Source organism: Paenibacillus senegalensis JC66, from assembly GCF_000285515.1.
GTDB lineage: Bacteria > Bacillota > Bacilli > Paenibacillales > NBRC-103111 > Paenibacillus_L > Paenibacillus_L senegalensis.
This window is the reverse complement of record NZ_HE610958.1, coordinates 698,961-717,599: the sequence shown is the minus strand read 5'-3', so window position 1 is coordinate 717,599 and position 18,639 is coordinate 698,961. Positions and strand designations below refer to the sequence as shown.

10 protein-coding genes and 1 pseudogene are annotated in these 18,639 nt (G+C 49.5%); 7 read left to right on the top strand and 4 right to left on the bottom strand.

From position 1 onward, the window contains the following. The first annotated feature begins 8 nt into the window (after positions 1 to 8). The 5 genes from PSHG_RS11585 (at position 9) to PSHG_RS11565 (ending at position 7,160) form a co-directional block, all read left to right on the top strand. Entirely contained in the window at positions 9 to 1,610 is a 1,602-nt protein-coding gene (locus PSHG_RS11585) for a response regulator transcription factor (RefSeq protein WP_010272871.1), read from the top strand. 801 nt (positions 1,611 to 2,411) lie between these two features. Continuing rightward, the gene (locus tag PSHG_RS11580) at positions 2,412 to 3,398 is read left to right on the top strand and encodes an ABC transporter permease (RefSeq protein ID WP_010272870.1); all 987 of its coding nucleotides are present in this window, start codon (positions 2,412 to 2,414) and stop codon (positions 3,396 to 3,398) included. Positions 3,399 to 3,411: 13 nt separating this feature from the next. Next, positions 3,412 to 4,299: a carbohydrate ABC transporter permease gene (locus PSHG_RS11575; protein ID WP_010272869.1), complete on the top strand. Its 888-nt coding sequence runs from the start codon at positions 3,412 to 3,414 to the stop codon at positions 4,297 to 4,299. A gap of 76 nt (positions 4,300 to 4,375) precedes the next feature. Further along, positions 4,376 to 6,025, top strand: coding sequence for an extracellular solute-binding protein (locus PSHG_RS11570; RefSeq protein WP_010272868.1), 1,650 nt, complete (start codon positions 4,376 to 4,378; stop codon positions 6,023 to 6,025). Between the two features lie 148 nt (positions 6,026 to 6,173). Then, complete coding sequence (locus PSHG_RS11565; RefSeq protein ID WP_010272866.1) at positions 6,174 to 7,160, top strand: hydroxyacid dehydrogenase; 987 nt, start codon at positions 6,174 to 6,176, stop codon at positions 7,158 to 7,160. A gap of 119 nt (positions 7,161 to 7,279) precedes the next feature. Here the strand turns inward: PSHG_RS11565 and PSHG_RS31865 are convergent. Continuing rightward, positions 7,280 to 7,978, bottom strand: a pseudogene (locus PSHG_RS31865) (DUF421 domain-containing protein). A 273-nt stretch (positions 7,979 to 8,251) separates the two neighbouring features. Further along, the gene (gene msrB / locus PSHG_RS11555; protein WP_010272864.1) at positions 8,252 to 9,223 is read right to left on the bottom strand and encodes a peptide-methionine (R)-S-oxide reductase MsrB; all 972 of its coding nucleotides are present in this window, start codon (positions 9,221 to 9,223) and stop codon (positions 8,252 to 8,254) included. 1,637 nt (positions 9,224 to 10,860) lie between these two features. Between msrB and PSHG_RS29345 the strand changes: the two genes are divergently transcribed. Next, positions 10,861 to 11,694, top strand: a complete 834-nt coding sequence (locus tag PSHG_RS29345) for a YwmB family TATA-box binding protein (RefSeq protein ID WP_010272862.1) — start codon at positions 10,861 to 10,863, stop codon at positions 11,692 to 11,694. A 200-nt stretch (positions 11,695 to 11,894) separates the two neighbouring features. After that, on the top strand, positions 11,895 to 13,640 hold the full coding sequence (locus PSHG_RS11545; RefSeq protein ID WP_010272860.1) for an ABC-ATPase domain-containing protein: 1,746 nt from the start codon (positions 11,895 to 11,897) through the stop codon (positions 13,638 to 13,640). Positions 13,641 to 13,659: 19 nt separating this feature from the next. Here the strand turns inward: PSHG_RS11545 and carB are convergent, their stop codons facing one another. Further along, entirely contained in the window at positions 13,660 to 16,905 is a 3,246-nt protein-coding gene (gene carB / locus PSHG_RS11540; RefSeq protein WP_010272858.1) for a carbamoyl-phosphate synthase large subunit, read from the bottom strand. Continuing rightward, positions 16,898 to 18,166: a carbamoyl phosphate synthase small subunit gene (locus tag PSHG_RS11535; RefSeq protein WP_010272857.1), complete on the bottom strand. Its 1,269-nt coding sequence runs from the start codon at positions 18,164 to 18,166 to the stop codon at positions 16,898 to 16,900. Before PSHG_RS11535 ends, carB begins: the two co-directional genes overlap by 8 nt. Positions 18,167 to 18,639 lie beyond the last annotated feature (473 nt).

The following is an 18,639-nucleotide window of genomic DNA, read 5'->3' as shown; positions in this document are numbered from 1 at the left end:
AATCGGCAATGAGCGATAAACTGCGTGTGTTAGTCGTGGATGATGAGCAGGTTGTTCGGGAGCACTTCAGCCAGCATATTCCATGGGAGGAAACAGGTTTTTGCTGTATGGGTACGGCTCATAATGGCCGTGAGGCGATTGCCATGATGGAGCAGGAGCTGCCGGATCTTGTGTTTACAGACATTACGATGCCGGTTATGGACGGCCTGGAATTTGCGGCTTATGTCCGCGAGCATTGGCCTCAAGTGAAGTTGATTTTTCTTACCGCACATGACGAATTCGCCTACGCCCGCCAGGCGGTTGTTCTGGGAGCCAAAAATTACTTGTTAAAGATAGGGCTGACCAGGGAGCAAATTATAGAAGCCTGCAGAGAGGTCGCTGCGGAATGGGAAGAACGGACAAAAGGCATCCGTGGTGGAGCAGGATCTTCAGCCCATGAATCGTTAGCCAGAGATTGGGCCGTGCGCAGCCACTTGCTTCGCATGGTGCTCTCTAGTCAGGAAGGACCGGAAAAAGACCGCGCAGCCCTGCTGTTCCGCGAATGGGTCGATCTTGAAGGGACGAATTATGCAGTTATCTCGCTGTTATGGGACTTGTTCCCCTGGAATAAGCTCGGCCTGCAGGAACTGGAAGAAATTCTGGAGGGGCAAGTAAGGTTCGCAGAGAAGGTTGAGGAGCTGGCTCGGGAGCAGCGGATACAGGCAGCAGCTTTTCCCGGAAAGGCGACCCGCCTCATCGTGATAGCTTCTAGTCCGGCTAAGGACGGGTTCGCTGATTTTCAGGTTCGCCTGCGGGAGCTCGCCTCCCGGATAGCGTCCGCCTCTGAGGCATGTCTGGGTGTCCGCTGCCAGTTTCATATATCCGAGCTTGCGTCTGGAAGAGAGCGGCTAATTCCCCTCATTCAAGAGGGGCAGACTCGTTTGCTGGACCGCTTTTACTATACGGAGAAAGGCGACCGCCAATCCCCGGCTCTTCCCTATGCGGAGCCGGACCGCGCACATACGCTGGAGATGGCGGCATCGATTACCGGTGCCCTGCGTGAAGGGGAGGAGGGGAAGCTCAAGGAGCTTCTGGACCGCCTTCTGGTTATGCGTGAACCAGCTTATTCCCCGCAATTTTTGCTGGATGTGGCGCAATGGGTAATCGATCACGGTACGGCTTTATCCGCTGCCGGAGGCAAGCTGCTGCGATTTAACCTGGATCTTGTCTGCAGCCGCGAGCAATATATGGAATGGTGGGAAAGACTTAAGGAGCATATGCTGCTTCCGCAGATCGGGGCGAGCGGCAAGGAAGTGAGGCGTGAAATCCGGCTGATCCGCCAATATGTAGGGCAGCATTATCATACGCCGCTGCAAATGAGCGATGTAGCGCAAGCGGTGCACTTGAACCCGGCTTACCTCGGGCAAATGTTCAAGCAGGAAACCGGGGAGTATTTATCGGACTACATCAACCGGATCCGCATTCATAAAGCGAAAGAGCTGCTGGAAGGCACCAATATGAAAATTTATGAAGTCGCTCAAGCGGTTGGCTTGACGGATTACCGTTACTTTTGCAAAATGTTTAAAAAATGGATTGGCTACACGCCAACCCAGTACAAAAGAACGGTGTAACTTTACTGGAGTGTAGATTACTGGAGTGTAACTTTACGGGAATGTAACTTGGCTGGAATTGCACCATCATGATAGATGATCAAGTCTTTAGTGCAGTGTCATTTTGTATGACGTTTCGTACAAGTTTCTTGTATTCCGCGTGCCTTCAATATTCGACTCAATCACATAACTTGTACGAAAACAGTCAAGCCTTCTTCCAGTTCTGGCACAACTCGTTGAAACATTGGCTGCAGTTCTTTAATAGCTTAAAGCCCTTGCATTTGTACGATTTGTCATACAAATCTCGGGTATTCGCACCTCAATCCCATGCATTTGTACGATTTGTCATACAAATTCTTGGGTAATTGACCTTTAATCCCCTGTATTTGTACGACGTTTCATACAAATCTCCGGTATTCGCACTTCAACCCATGCATTTGTACGACATTTCGTACAAAATGCTGGTAACAAGCCCGCGCAGCCCTCGAACCCCGCCAACCTTGGCTATTTTCATGCAGAAGTTGTGCCTGAGAATTCAAATAGCTACCTCTTCGAACTGCTTTCTTGCTATTTATGCCTATCAATTTCTGGCATGACTGTTTTCGTGCACATTGTGAGAAAATGCGAGAAAGTAATAAATTAAAGTATTACACAGCCGGGCAGGAAGAGTGCCGAGCCCGGCTGTTTTTTGCGTCTTGGACTTCAGATTCTGCAAATAGTGCACACAATATAAAATTATGGACCTACAAGCAGAAGAGGGAATCACGCTATAATCAAACTACACAAATGAAAGCGCTTTATAGATGCAGGGAGTGTGAAGAGATGGAGAATGTATCTGCTGGACAGTCGGCTGTGCCCGGGACGGGGCCGATTGGCGGCCCCCCAATCAAGAAACGTACCTTGAAGCAGCGGTTTGTGAAAAACTTTAAAGAATACAAATGGATGTACTTGATGCTGATTCCGGGTATGCTTTACTACCTGTGCTTTAAGTATCTGCCGATGGCGGGTCTTGTAATCGCCTTCAAAGATTACAACATTATGAAGGGAATCTTCGGAAGCCCATGGGTTGGATTTAAACACTTTGAGGTCATTTTTTCCAGCCATGAGTTTCTCATTTTGCTGCGCAATACGATCGTCATTAGTGTTTTCAAGATTATTTTCGGGATGGTTCCTGATATTTTGCTTGCTTTGATCCTTAATGAAATTGGTTCACGATGGTTTAAGCGGACGATCCAGACGATCTCGTATATGCCCCATTTTCTGTCGTGGGTTATTATTTACGGTTTGGCGCTAGCCTTCCTCGCCCCCGCGGATGGGCTTATTAACGAGATGTTAAAGTTTTTTGGCAGGGAGCCGGTCGACTTTCTTACATCGAAGAGCTGGTTCCGACCGATCTTGTACATTACAGAGATTTGGAAGGAAGTCGGCTTCGGAGCGATTATCTATCTCGCTGCCTTAACCTCTATAGATCCCAGTCTCTATGAAGCGGCAGTCGTTGACGGGGCTAGCCGTTGGCGCAAGATCTGGCATATTACTCTGCCTGGTATCCGCAGCGTCATTATTTTGCTTCTTATCATCCGCATGGGAAATATATTGGATGCCGGCTTTGGCCAAGTCTATATATTCCTCAATGCCCGGGTGTACGAGGTAGGGGATATCATTGATACATGGGTTTTCCGACGAGGACTGGAAGAGATGCAGTTCAGCTTTGCTGCAGCGGTAGGTTTCTTTAAATCAGTAGTCGGCCTGATCATGGTGCTCGGAGCAAACCGCCTTGCTAAAAAATTCGATGAGTCAGGCATCTGGTAGAGGGGGCAGAACGATGAGTACGCAAATTAAATCTACTTCAGACCGGATTATAGACGCTTCATTCTATATTATTTTGACTATCGTAGGTTTGCTGACCCTGTTTCCCATGTATTATGTGTTCGTGATGTCCATTACTCCTTTGCAAGAGACGGTGCGAAACGGCGGGTTCGTGATGATTCCTTCGGAAGTGACGTTCAGCGCCTACCAAGCCATATTCGATAGTCCGCGGCTGCCGCAATCCTTAAAAGTAACAGCTACCATTACGGTCGTGGGTACTTTTTTGAACCTGGTGTTTACCATGCTGCTGGCTTATCCGCTATCCCGCAAGCAGCTGCCGGGACGCAAGATTTGCCTGTTCCTAATCGTGTTTACGATGGTTTTCAGCGGAGGGCTGATCCCCACTTATTTGGTTGTCAAGGAATTCGGCCTGCTCGATTCCATCTGGGCGATGATTATACCGGGCTTGATATCTACGTTTAATCTGTTGATTACGAAGACCTTCTTTGAGAATTTGTCCATTGAAATTCAGGAAGCGGCTAAAATCGACGGCTGCAATGATTTGCAGACTCTGTATCTTGTCGTTCTTCCTTTGTCCAAAGCGATTATTGCTACTATTGGCTTATTTTATGCGGTAGCCCACTGGAACGAGTTTTTTGCCGGTATTATGTATTTGACCAGTGAGCGGCTCTATCCGCTGCAGGTCATCCTTCGCGATATGCTTCAACAGCCTAATATGAGTATGGAGATGATGAGCCAGGTACAGGGGTTGGAAGCAGAGCTGCCTCCAATGGCTATACGTATGGCAATGGTCGTAACGACAACTCTGCCCATTCTCCTTGTGTATCCCTTCGTACAAAAATACTTTACCAAGGGGGTTATGCTTGGCGCGATAAAAGGGTGATTATGATTGCAACGGGATGTACAGGTTTTTCAGGAAAACTAAAATTGATCAGGAATTAAGGGGGATTTCCATGTCCATGAAAAAATCAGCCGCGGTTACGATGACCGCAATCTTCGGCCTGCTTCCTTTACTCGCTGCCTGTTCAACGAATACTCCATCCGCAAGTCCGAGTCCGAGCTCATCGGCCTCCGACCCGTCCTCGGCGCCAACGGATACGCCGGAGGCTAACCCTTACGAAACCAAGTATGACATCGAGTTTTTTGTGCCGACGGGTAGCGGGGGATCGATTCCGAGCAGTGATAAAGATTTTGTTAAACAAGTTATTGATGAGAAGTTTAATGTCAATCTAACCGTTACTCATATGGCCAGCGGCCCGGATTCAACCAACCGGATGAACGTAAGGTTCGCTTCTAATACCGCTCCAGATTTGGCTGTGGTTGGCGGCCGGGACTCACAAACGTATGCCAAAGATGGTCTTGTTGCGGATATGCGGCCTTATCTTACTCCGGAAGCGATGCCTAACTATTTCAAGTGGATCAGTGAGACCGAGCTTCAGGGTTACTATACGATCGAAGGTGTGGAGGATGGTCTTCGGGCGCCGACACCGTTTAACCTGCGGCCTTATACAGCTTGGTATATCCGCAAGGACTGGCTGGACAATTTAGGGTTGTCTATTCCGACCAATTACGAAGAAACACTGGAAGTGATGCGTGCTTTCACTTTCGATGATCCTGACGGCAATGGCAATCACGACACTTACGGCTTCAGCACTTCGGGTAATGGGGCCAATGTAGGGTTTGACTGGCCGCAATGGGTGCATCACGGCTTCTATTCCTCGATGTATGTGGATGAAGGAAAGCTGGTTGATGCCGGCTCCCATCCGGATACCGGAAAGGTATTGGCAGATATTAAGGCTTTAATCGAAGAAAAGGTCGTAGACCCTAACTGGTTCCTGAACAAAGGAAGCGATCATTTAAACCGTTTGATTGAAGGTAAGGTCGGGATCGTAAAAGCTGGCGGACGGGATTTTGCGCTGGAAAGCATAGAAACCAGTGCAGTCTCACGGGCGAGACAAATCAACCCGGAGGCCGAAATTGTGCCGTTCAACCCGTTCCCGGACGCAAAGGGAATTACTAGCGCACCGCAAGGCTCATTGGGGTTTGTTATTCCTGTACAGCTGGCCGAGAATGAACCGGATAAAGTAAAACGCATTATGGATATTCTTGATTTCCTTGCAAGCCCTGACGGATTCCTGCTGACTCATTACGGTCTAGAGGGTGAATCCTATACGAGGGATGGCAACACCGTTACGCTGAAACCGGATGTCATCAACAAAATCAATGCAGAAAATGGAAAGTTCCTGGAGATCTATAACTTCTTCACTCGTGTGTCGGATACGACTCCTATAGGACTTGAGATCATTAATCCTGACGAGACAGACCGCGACCGTGAAATCATCGCGGAGATCAGCAGCTACAAATACGTCCCTTACACAGGCGGGCCCTATGTGACACCGCCGGCAGGAGTTAACATTGCTGATTACCGCAAAGAAATGAACGCGACTCATGCAAACATTGTGTTTGGCGACCTAGATGTGGAAAAATGGCCTGAGTATCTGGAAGAACTGTTGACGAAGCACAAAGGAAGAGAGATTTTTGAAACGTATACTAGACAAATCGAAGAGGGCGGAGGCTTTGAGAACGCCAAAAACTTCTCTCCGAACTAAACGGCAATGGCTTTCTCGCATTCCCCCTGCAGACAACTGCAGGGGGAATGCTTGGCAGTTTTACGGATGAAGACGTACACGCTTGCCGATTAAGGGATCGGTGTGGTGGGAGTTTTACCAATTAACCAGGGGGAAAGCAGGGATCATTATGAATTTAGCCTTAATGGCGGAAAGACACGTGCTGGAGCGCATTTTTAGGGAAAAGGAAAAACAGCGATTGCTTCACAGCGGGCTGGAAATCAGTTGGCCGGAGGAGCATCTGACGAGAGAACAAATGCATATTCAGGCGCGAAATGCTGATATTCTTATAACCTCTTGGGGCTCTCCCAAGCTGGATGCCAGTGTACTTGATGCGGCCCCTAATCTACAGCTAGTGCTGCATGCTGCGGGCAGTATCAAACCGGTCGTAACTCCCGAGCTATGGGAAAGAGGAATAAGGATATCCAGCTCAGCCGATGCTCTGGCGGTTGGAGTTGCCGAAACGGCTCTCGGGTTCACGATCGTCTCGTTGAAAAATATGTGGAACCTTAGCGCCAGCACCCGCCAAGGGGGATGGAATGAAGGCAAACAGCAGATCAAGGAGCTTTACGGGCTAAAGGCGGGTGTGATTGGAGCTGGAAGAGCAGGCAGACATTACATTCGGCTGCTGCGGAATTTCCAGGTCGATATTTATGTTTATGATCCAACTTTATCAGCAGATGATCCGCTTCACACTGTGGCCAAACCATGCTCGCTGGAAGAGCTTCTTCGCGTATGTGATGTTGTATCTATTCATGCTCCATCGATACCGGCTACCCGCCATCTGCTCAATGCGGATACGCTAAGCTTGATGAAGGATGATGCGATCATTATTAATACAGCTCGGGGAACCATTATTGATGAAGCCGCACTTGTAAATGAGCTGGAAAAAGGCCGGTTATTTGCCTGCCTAGATGTTACGGATCCAGAGCCGCCAGATGGGGACCACCCGTTTCGCCACCTGCCCAATGTGATCTTAACTCCGCATATTGCCGGGGCAGTGAATAACGGTTTAGGAAGAATAGGCGAATACGTACTGAATGAACTGGAACAATTTTTAAGAGGGGAGAGCTTGGCTGGAGAGGTGTCTCCTGATCAGCTTGGACAGTTAGCGTAGCGGTTCGGTAGGATCTTTCCCCCAAAAAGCGAGCTGATGAATATCGATTTCAGCTCGCTTTGGCATTCCTATTAGCGGTCTGACCTGCAAGCGACCCGATCGCGGGAAAGTGATGTTATTTAGTGGGGGACCGTGTAGTGGTCAGGATCCTCCGATATTTTGGGAGAGACATGCAATTTATGCTGATCATTAACCGATGCATAAAAGACTTTATCTAAATCATCTATCCCCAATAAATCCAGCTGGAGCTTCAGCCAGTCTGGCGTCAGCTTCATATGGGCCAAGGCCTGTTCATCAACCTGCCCTTCCAGAATGACGGGAACACTGATGCTTGCCTGATCGCTTTTTATTCCCATATCATGAGGTGTGAGCGGTCTTTGATCTGCTGTTTTTTAAACCGATAAAGTACCGTTAGCTTCGACTATTGCAAGCTCCACCTGGCTTACTTCAAAAATCCCTTTATCTCTTAGCATCTGGAGAACGTTATCTATTGAGTAATGAATCCTCTTTAAGCTCTTGTTCTGAAAATGTCCACTGCGAATGACAATCGTTGGCTCGAAGGTGATTAAGCTGCCAAACTTCCGGCTTCTCAGCACCCATACAGCGACATATTTTTGCAGCAAACCAATGATGACCAGAGTATAAGCAGTATGTATATGAGGGACAGTAGGATCGGCAAGATCGGCTCCGATAATAGCACCAAGCGCGATGATGATCAAATAATCAAAGACGGACATGCTGGCAATGGAGCGTTTGCCAATTAACAGCGTAATTCCGAGGACTAAAGGGAAAATCGTGATTATGCGCAAGGTGACCATCCCCAAGTCTTTTAAGATGTCCATTAGGCTACCTCCGAACCTTTCTTGTTTGCATTTGGCCTGGAGCCAATATTTGCAAATGTTCTTCTTTCTATAATGTGTAATCTTGCGGATAATATTTATAGGTAGGGTAGTCTATTTTAAGTTATGGCATCGTAATCGGAAGTGAGGAAAAGGATGATTAAGGTTGAGGGAAAATAGGAAAGGGACGAGCGCCGCTTGGAGCAAAAGATTCCGGGGCTGCTCGTCCTATTGGTTTGTGACGGGGTCTTTTTATTTTTCTTCAAACAGGCTTAAAAACTCGCCGTAGCCTTCCTCTTTCAGCTTTGATTTAGGGATAAATCTTAATGCAGCAGAGTTAATGCAGTAGCGTAAACCGGTAGGAGCAGGACCATCATTGAACACGTGCCCGAGATGGGAGTCTGCATAACGGCTGCGCACTTCAGTGCGGATCATTCCGTGCGAGGCATCCAGCTCTTCTTTGATAATATGGCTTTGAACCGGCTTTGTGAAGCTCGGCCAGCCGCATCCGGAATCGAATTTGTCTCTGGAGCTGAAAAGCGGCTCGCCCGAGACAATATCTACATAGAGCCCCTCTTCTTTGTGATCCCAGAATTCGTTTTGAAAAGCTCTTTCGGTAGCGTTATTCTGGGTAACCTCATACTGCAGCGGGGTCAGTTTGGAACGAAGCTCATCCCTTTGCTTTGCTGCGCTCCAATGGCTTTCGATGAAGGCATCCCGACCTGACCCGATCCGATATCTTTTGTAGTGGCCGGGGTTTTTGTGGTGATAGTTTTGATGGTAATCTTCCGCCGGATAAAACGTTTTGGCAGGCAATATAGGAGTGACGATCGGCTTGTCAAAGCGTCCGCTCTGCTCAAGCTCCTGCTTGGAGCTTTCGGCAATTTCCTTTTGCTGCTCGCTATGATAAAAAATCGCCGTCCGGTATGATTCACCCCGATCGTAAAATTGACCGCCGGGATCCGTAGGATCGATCTGCATCCAGAACAGGTCGACCAGCTTGCGATAAGGAAATACTTCCGGGTCAAAGGTGATCTGCACCGCTTCATAATGCCCCGTTGTATCGCTGCATACTTCTTCATAAGTCGGGTTTTCCTTGTGCCCTCCTGTGTATCCGGAAACGATTCGATGAATACCAGGCAGTTCCTCAAATGGGGAAACCATGCACCAGAAACAGCCTCCGGCGAATGTGGCTAGCTCGTACTTGTTTTGTGCGTTCGTCATGAACTCTCCTCCTTCATATCGAATCATTATTGTAAAAATGGAAGTCATTGCAAAGTTAGTTTCTGTGCTGCTGTAAGCAGAATGCTAGTTTAGTAATTCTTTTGGAAACAAATCGGCAATAATAACGTCAGATCGTTGAAGATTCTGTCCACCAATACTGCCCATAATTTCATTGTATGATTTCCTTTCTTATTAATCAAATTGCACGAAAATTGCTTGCCAAATGACTGGCCAAATGACTGGCATAACTCCAGCATGAAAAGCCAAGGTTTGGCGGGGCTCAAGGGCTGCGCGGGCTTGTTGCCTGCGTTTTGTATGAAACGTCGTACAAATGCATGGGGTTGAGGTGCGAATACCGGAGATTTGTATGAAACGTCGTACAAATACAGGGGATTGAAGGGCAATTACCCAAGATTTGTATGACAAATCGTACAAATGCACGTGATTGAGGTGCGATTACCGAAATTTGTATGACAAATCGTACAAATGCCGGGGTTTAAGCTATTAAGGAGCACCAGCCAGTGTTTCAGACGAAATTCGTACAAGCTCCAAATCATGTGGTTAAGGTGCGATTACCCGAGATTGCTCATCATGTGGGGCTGTTTTATTTACACAGAAAACTTACTTGCCGAATGACTGGCATAACCACTGATGCCTGACACACACTGATACCTGTTATACAATACCGTTACTAGTCACACACATACTGATGTGTCATACATATTGATACAAGTCGTACTTGCTGGTAATAAAGCTTGTCACAGTCTTCGCTCCCACAAAATAATGGATCATTCGACAACGAAGGTGACAATAAAGGTTGAAATATTATTAAAAGGGTCAGAATATTGCTAAATACGACAAAGTAATACTCGGCATTACTTTAGCTGGTTAACAGGAAAAAAGTAATGGACAAGTACGACTGCAAAGCTGACAAACCGATTCTGTTTAATAAGGAAAATAGCAAGCTGTGTCCAACGCGCTTTGATCAGCAAGACGTTCTGTGCTAACGCTCGCCCTCGCTCTTATTTGTGTCAAACAGGCGGTAAAACCGCGGTTTGAAGCAAAATAAGGACAATGGTGAGCGTTACGATTTTTAACCCCCTGATTTTGCTCAAATAAGGACAGTGGCAAGCGTTAGAATTTGAAGCAGGCTGCAAAACGACTTCACTGCCCGCTGCATACTGTTTTTTATAGTCAATCGACAGCCTAATAGCGGGCGTTAGCATCAGAAACGCGCCTTGAGGCGCCGTGACGCTTTGTAAGTGAGCCAACATGCCGTGAATGCGCCGTGACTTGCCGCGCCGCCGCAAGTGCACCGCAAGCGCACCGCGAATGCGCCTGAGACATCGCAATCGTGCAGCGAACGCGTCGTGACGCGCCGCAAAAGCACCGTAAAGCCTATACGGTCATAGTTACATCTATTGACCGCACCACCATGCGAGGCCGGAAGCAGGATAGGACTCTATTTTATTTTTCTATTAGGGAGTATAGAATTGGTAGATTTGTTCACACTAGATAAAGAGCTTAGTAGAACTTTTTATCTAATAATACTGTTCATCGAAGCACAATTTTATCCCATGATACTTTTATTCGAATTACACTTTTTATTCAATAATACGGGGGAAGGAGCTTTTATTATGTCTTTAAACAAGAAGCTGGAGATTGGACTATGGCTCAGTGCCACTCTACTTTTACTGGGAATGATTCTTCCTTTTCCTACGGCGGCGGATAGAGATAATAGCGCGGATAAAGATAATAATGATAGAGATTTGCTTGTGATTACGGAGCTGGCCTCAGAAATCATGCCATCAAGCGCGAGCTTAATGGTGCATCAGGGAGCAGTGTGGCAAACTTACGAAAATCAGGATGAGTTTGAGGCTTTGTTTAAAAAGGTTATAGAGCAAATAGCCGGTCATCCTCCCCATGATCTTCCTATACATGCTAAAATGACCTATAACGACAAAGGTCAAAGGGTGGCGGGGTCAGGAGCGTATACCTATTCCACAGTTCATGGAAGGCCGGCGGCCGAATGGACGCTTCAACTGCATCAAGCGGTGCAAACGGTCAGAATGGTAGGTATGAATGACGGGCGTACGACTTATGTGACGGTTCGTTGGGAGGGAGTTCTGGGTGCTGCAGCTGAAGCTGATAAGTGGCAAGCAGCAATGGCTCCTCGCCTGTCGGGACTAGGCATCCATGAAGCATGGAAAACACAAGTGCAGGGATGGCTTGACGATTCAGCGGATCGTGACTCTGTGCTGCATATAGTTAAACGCGAATTTCAAGCCGGTGAGCTGGATCGTTATGAGGACGCCAATTCTTTGAGTGTCTCTCTAAGCTCCAAGCTTTTGCAGCAATCTGTAGAGGCCGGCGGAAAAGAGATGCATCTGCAGGCAGCTTTGCATCGCGATACAGAGGTAGGGAAGTGGAGATTGACCCTGGCAGCCCCCGTTATTTTATCTGAATATTAGAGAGAATTCTAAGGCCAAGAGGGGCGAGAGGGCCAAGAGGGGCGAGAGGGCCAAGAGGGGCGAGAGGGCCAATAGAGGCGAGGGGGCCAATAGAGCCAATAGAGCCAAGAGGGACTGAGCACAGTGCCTCGATAGAGAGCAGCGGATCACGAGCCTCCTGGAGAGGAACAGAACGAAGGGAAGGTTCGCCTGCATCCCGCATGAAGACGGAGAATAGGAGGCAGGCACAGCGGGATATCCGGCTGCTGGAGAAAGAACTGCTGAGTATTGACCGCAAAGGCTACAAAGCGTATAAAGCGATAGCCGGCAGCTATACGGGTGACGGCTTTGAGCTGTTTATCGACCATGTTCAGTCCGATCCTTTTGCGTCGCCTTCCAAAATTCGTGTGGTATGGCCGAGCAGGAAAATTGCCCTGCAGCAGGAGTGGCTGGCGGAAGCTTGGCGGCATACGGCGCTGGAGGATTTTTTGGCCAGGCAGGTGAACGCGAGCTTGCGGCGGGAAGGAAGCACCCGGGCTTCAGGCAGCGGCAAAAGCGGCCAAATTTACTTGGACGCTCCAGGACAAGAAGTGCTGCCAAGGACCGCTGTGCGGGTAACGCCCGAGTACATAGATGTGCGACTGTCCGCAGGGCTTCCCGCCGATGGGCGGACGGTGAAAGGAAGACAGGCAATTGAACTGTTATGCAGCAGGATTCCGCAGCTGGTGAGCAGGGCGCTGTCCCATTTTGAAGAAAAAGAGCTGATCCGTCATTTGCAAATTGCGGATCAGCAGCAGGCCATCCGCGATTATTTGCGGACACACCATTTGGTTGCTTTTATCGCTAATGATTCCATTTTGCCAAGACAGAGCGGGATCAGTTCACTGCCTTTGCAAGAGAGCACGACAGTACCGTTTCAATCCCCTGATGAGCTGGAAAGGGCAATTCCTGTTCCTCACCGCCAGGAGCCTATTCGCGGAATGGCCATACCGGAGGGCATCACCCTTATAGTAGGAGGGGGCTATCACGGAAAAAGCACTCTGCTTCAGGCAATTGAAAGAGGAGTTTACAATCATGTTGCAGGGGATGGCCGTGAATTCGTCCTGACTGAGAATAGTGCGGGAAAAATTCGTGCAGAGGACGGGAGAAGCATCCAAAAGGTTAACATTTCTCCTTTTATATCCAATCTGCCGTTTGGGCGATCGACTACGGCTTTTTCCTCGGAAGACGCGAGCGGCAGCACTTCACAGGCAGCCAACATCATGGAAGCACTGGAGGCCGGGAGCCGTCTGCTGCTGATGGATGAGGATACGAGCGCAAACAATTTTATGGTGCGTGACCGAAAAATGCAGCAGCTGGTTCATAAAGACAAAGAGCCGATTACTCCATTCGTCGATAGAGTAAGGGAGCTGTACGCCGAACATGGAGTATCCACGATTGTTGTATTAGGCGGCTCAGGTGATTATTTTGCTGTGGCTGATCGTGTGCTCATGATGGACAATTACCGGGCGGTAGAAGTGACGGAGGAAGCCAAAAGGATTGCAGAGGCGGGAGAGGAACGCCAGAAGGAAGGAGGGGGCCGTTTCGGTCCCTTAATGGAGCGGATTCCCCTGCCCGGCAGCTTCAGCTTTGAGCGGAAAGGCCGGGATAAGGTTGACGCAAAAGGCTTGAAGCAGGTTTTAGCCGGAAATCAGAGTCTGGATTTGAACTATTTGGAGCAGCTTGTAGATCCGAGCCAGACGAGGGCTTTGGCAGCTATGCTAAAAGCCGTCCGGGAGCACACGGACGGCAAAAGAACATTAGCCCGGATTATACAATTGGTCTTTGCGCAAATCGAGCAGGATGGTCTGGACGGACTGGGGGAATACCCCGGCCAGCATCCTGGAGATTTGGCGCTGCCAAGAAGACAGGAGCTGGCTGCAGCTATTAACCGGCTGCGCAGTCTGAAGGTAAGGGATTCCGTTTAAGCTGTCTGCTGCTGCCAACCTAGGTTGCTTGGCAGAACAGTCCGCTCCCGGGCAGCGAGAAAGAGGAGAAATGGATCGTTTCCAGCGCCTCGACTAAAGCATTCGCCGTATCTAACGAAGTGAGACAGACGACGCCGCTTTCGATGGCGGCTCTTCTCAGCTGAAACCCTTGACGCTGGGCATTCTTGCCCAGCGTAGCTGTGTTCAGCAAGAATTTGGCTTCCTCGCCGCGAACCCGCCGCATGATATCCGGGTAACTGGAACCGGCTGCAGCCTTGTCCCACTCGGCCCATTGACGAACCGGAATACCTGCCTCACGCAGCGCTTCTGCTGTACCGGGTGTAGCCAGCAGGCTGTACCCCAAGCTGGCCCAGCGGGACAGTATAGGAATTGCTTCGGCTTTGTCCTTGTCCGCCAGGGAAACAATGACCGTGCCATGCTTGGGTAGCCTGGTTCCCGCTCCAAGCAGCCCTTTGTAGAGCGCCTTCGGCAAGTTAAGATCATGGCCCATAACCTCGCCTGTTGATTTCATTTCCGGTCCCAGCGGGCAATCCACACCGGGCAGCTTGGCGAATGAAAAGACAGGGACCTTAACGGCCACACCGGAAATTTCCGGAGCGAGCCCTAAAGGCAGTCCTTGCTCCTGCAAAGTGCTTCCAAGCATCAGCTTGGTTGCCAGATTGGCCATCGGAATGGAGGTCACCTTGCTCATGAAAGGAACGGTCCGAGAAGCACGGGGGTTCACTTCAATGACGTAAACCTTTTCCTCATGAACGAGAAACTGGATATTGACCAGACCCATAATGTGCAGATGTTCTGCCAGGGAGGCAGTGATCTCGGTCATCTGCTGCTTTACATCAGCGGATAAGCGCTGGGGCGGATAGACCGCGATGGAATCTCCCGAATGAACGCCGGTACGTTCGACCTGTTCCATAATTCCCGGAATGGCTATTCCGTCCGGGCCGCAGATTGCATCCACCTCTGCTTCAATCCCCGGCATATAGCGGTCGATCAAGACCGGATGTTCCGGGTTGATCTTGGCCGCCTGCTTCATGTAAGCCATTAGCTCGTCGATACTGTGTACGATCTCCATAGCTCTTCCGCCTAAAACATAGGACGGACGCACAAGAACGGGGAAACCGATATCCTCGGCTAATTTCACCGCTTCTTCTACCGTAAAAGCGGTCCCTCCCAACGGCTGCGGAATGGATAGCTTGCGGAGCAGCTGCTCGAATTTACGGCGGTCCTCCGCCATGTCCAATCCTTCCCATGGCGTTCCGAGAATGGGGAAGCCGGCCTTGACCAACGGCTCCGCCAGTTGTATGGCGGTTTGTCCGCCAAACTGCACAATGACTCCGACAGGCTGCTCATGCTCGATAATATTCATGACATCTTCCACAAACAGCGGTTCAAAATAGAGCCGGTCCGTCATATTGAAATCGGTAGAAACCGTCTCCGGATTGTTATTGATGACGATAGCCTCATAGCCCATTTGCTGTACGGCGGTAACAGCATGAACCGTAGAATAATCGAACTCGATCCCCTGTCCTATCCGAATCGGTCCAGAGCCTAGAATAATAACTTTAGGCCGGGAGGACGGAATAGCTTCATTCTCGATTTCATAGCAAGAATAATAATAGGGGGTGGAAGCTTCAAACTCGGCGGCGCATGTGTCGACCGTTTTGTAAACCGGAAGGATCTGGTGCTGCTTCCTTAGTGAACGAACTTCTTCTTCTGTGCAGTATTTCAGGTTCTTGTCTGCGGAGCTGCGGATTGCTGCGATTGCCCGGTCCGAGAAGCCGAGCTGTTTGGCTTCCCGCAGCAAGCCGGAATCCAGGTTCTCCGCCAGCAAGACGGACTCGAATTGGACGAGCTTATCCAGTTTGAATAGAAACCACAGATCGATCTGCGTCAGCTGGTGCAATTGCTCTAGAGAATAGCCCCGCCGTAACGCTTCCGCCAAGAGGAACAGACGCTCATCGTCGGCCCTCATAAGCCGCTGCTCCAGCTCCTCTTTGCCCAGCTGGGAGGCTTCCGGCAGCTGTATATGGCAAATGCCGATTTCCAAAGAGCGCACGGCCTTCAGCAAAGACTCTTCGAAGGTGCGTCCAATCGCCATAACCTCTCCGGTCGCTTTCATCTGGGTGCCCAGCTTGCGGTCCGCGGACGGGAACTTATCGAAAGGCCAGCGCGGAATTTTAGTGACGACATAATCCAGAGCCGGCTCGAAATAAACGTAGGTTTGCCCGGTCACCGGATTGATCATTTCATCCAAGGTGTAACCGGCGGCGATTTTGGCGGCCATCTTGGCGATGGGATATCCGGTTGCCTTGGAAGCCAGCGCAGAGGAGCGGCTGACCCGAGGGTTCACTTCAATGACGTAATATTGAAAGCTGTCCGGGTCTAGAGCGAACTGAACGTTGCAGCCGCCTTCGATCTTCAAGGCGCGGATAATAGTGAGCGAGGCCTGGCGCAGCATCTGATATTCCCGGTCAGATAGCGTTTGGCTTGGCGCCACTACGATGCTGTCCCCGGTATGAATTCCAACGGGGTCGAAGTTCTCCATATTGCAGACCACCAGGCAATGATCGTTGGCGTCCCGCATGACCTCATACTCAATTTCCTTCATACCGGCTATGCTTTTCTCAACCAGACATTGGCCGATCGGGCTGCTGCGCAAGCCTGCACCGGCAATTTCCTGCAGCTCTTCCTTGGTGGAGGCAATCCCCCCGCCGGTTCCGCCAAGCGTATAAGCCGGCCGGACAATGACCGGGTAACCGATCGTATCGGCGAAAGAGATCGCTTCATCGACACTGGTTACAATCGTGCTGTCCGGTACGGGCTGATTAAGCTTTTTCATTAAGGCGCGGAATAAGTCGCGATCTTCCGCCTGCTCAATAGCATCAAGCTGGGTGCCTAGCAGCGCAATATTTTCCCGCTCTAGAATGCCATCCTTGGCTAATTCCACCGCCATATTCAATCCTGTCTGTCCGCCCAGGGTGGGCAGGATGCCGTCGGGCTGTTCCTGCAGCAGAATCCGCTTCACAGACTCCAGCGTGATAGGCTCGATATAGACCCGGTCGGCCATATGAGAATCGGTCATGATGGTGGCAGGGTTGCTGTTGACAAGCACGACCTCAATGCCTTCTTCGCGTAAAGCCTGACAAGCCTGAGTGCCTGCATAATCAAACTCAGCAGCCTGGCCGATGACGATTGGTCCGGATCCGATGACTAGAATTTTTTTTAGATGTGCTGATTTAGGCATAATGAAATGCTCCCTTACTTGCAGTAGTCGAGTTGCTTGTATTATCGGCAGTATCTGGCTGGTGATCAGCTATAACCAATTCATCAGCAGTCTTCCCTGAAGAGAGAGGCAGTTCTGCAGAAGGCAGCCCGGAGCCTTGCGGCGGCTTAGCAACAACGGCCGATGAGGACATTCCGCTGCTTGCGGCCTTAGAGGAAAAGTCACGGACCATTTGTAAAAACTCGTCAAATAAACCGTTGGAATCATTCGGTCCCGGCGCTGCTTCAGGATGAAACTGAACGGAAAATGCAGGGTAGCGCTTGTGCTTCAAGCCCTCTATCGTTTTATCATTATTGTTAATATGAGTGATCTCCAGTTCCGTTCCAGCAAGAGAAGCTTCGTCTACCGTGTAGCCATGGTTTTGCGAAGTAATCCAGCATTGTCCGGTGGAGAGCGCTTTGACGGGATGATTGCTTCCCCGATGCCCGTATTTGAGCTTGGTAGTATCTGCACCGCCAGCCAGCGCGAATAGCTGGTGGCCAAGGCAAATGCCGAAGATGGGGAACTCGCCCAGCAGCTCTTGAATGACTGCGGCCGCTTGCCGCACATCCTTCGGATTCCCCGGACCGTTAGACAGCATAATTCCGTCCGGCGCATGCTTGCGAATTTGTTCGGCGCTAGTATTATGGGGGACTACGGTGACATCACAGCCCCGTGAAGTCAGCTCTTTTACGATACCAAGCTTGCTTCCGTAATCGATCAGCACGATCCGTTCACGGCTGCCCGGAATCCGGTACGCCTGGCGGGTCGATACCGCTGCGACCTGATCGCGGGGCTCGGGTACGTTTTGCATTCGCTCAAGGAGCTCGGACACACTCTCGCTGCCCGTCGTCAAAACACCTCTCATCACGCCATGCTCACGAATGATACGCGTTAGCATGCGGGTATCGATCCCGCTGATGGCGGGAATATCGTATTCCTGAAGCATCCATTGCAGATTTCCGCGAGATCTCCAGTTGCTTGGAAAGCTTTCGTATTGACGAACAATCAAGCCTCCCACAGAAGGCTGGAGCGACTCCAAATCGTCCGGATTGAACCCGTAATTTCCGATCAACGGGTATGTCATTGTAACTAGCTGCCCGCAATAAGAAGGGTCGGAAAGCACCTCCTGGTAGCCGGTCATTCCGGTATTAAATACAATTTCTCCGATGGCTTCTTTGGTGCTGCCAAACGCTTTTCCGGTAAACAGCGTTCCATCCTCCAACAGCAGTCTGGCCTTCATGATGTCTCACTCCCACCTAGTTCTTATAATAAGTGCTGTATTCCTTATAGATATGCACTAAATTCAATTTTTATTGTATAAATATACACTATAACGAATAAATAAACAACCTTTTTTACAAAAGCGATATAAACCTTAGAAGTTAAGTCACATAAAGATGATTTCAGTTGTTAAGAGGATTTAACGGAAATTGCCAATGCTTATGTAGAACTATAACTAGTTAGTTAAACGCCGGACAAAAGGACTGGTGTTTTTATATGGGAAGTTACTTGGAGCCATCTAATTCTAAATCCTGTTTTGGTGATACAATAAAAGACGTTGATTCCAATTATGTATAGATGCCCTGCGCTGGTATAATAAAGGAAGCAGGCTTTGACCAGGAGGATTCCAAAGGTTAAAGGATGGTGCGGGCGGAGGAGGATTATCCATTCCCCTTCTGGTCATAGCCTATAGGTACGGACTACGAAAGGATG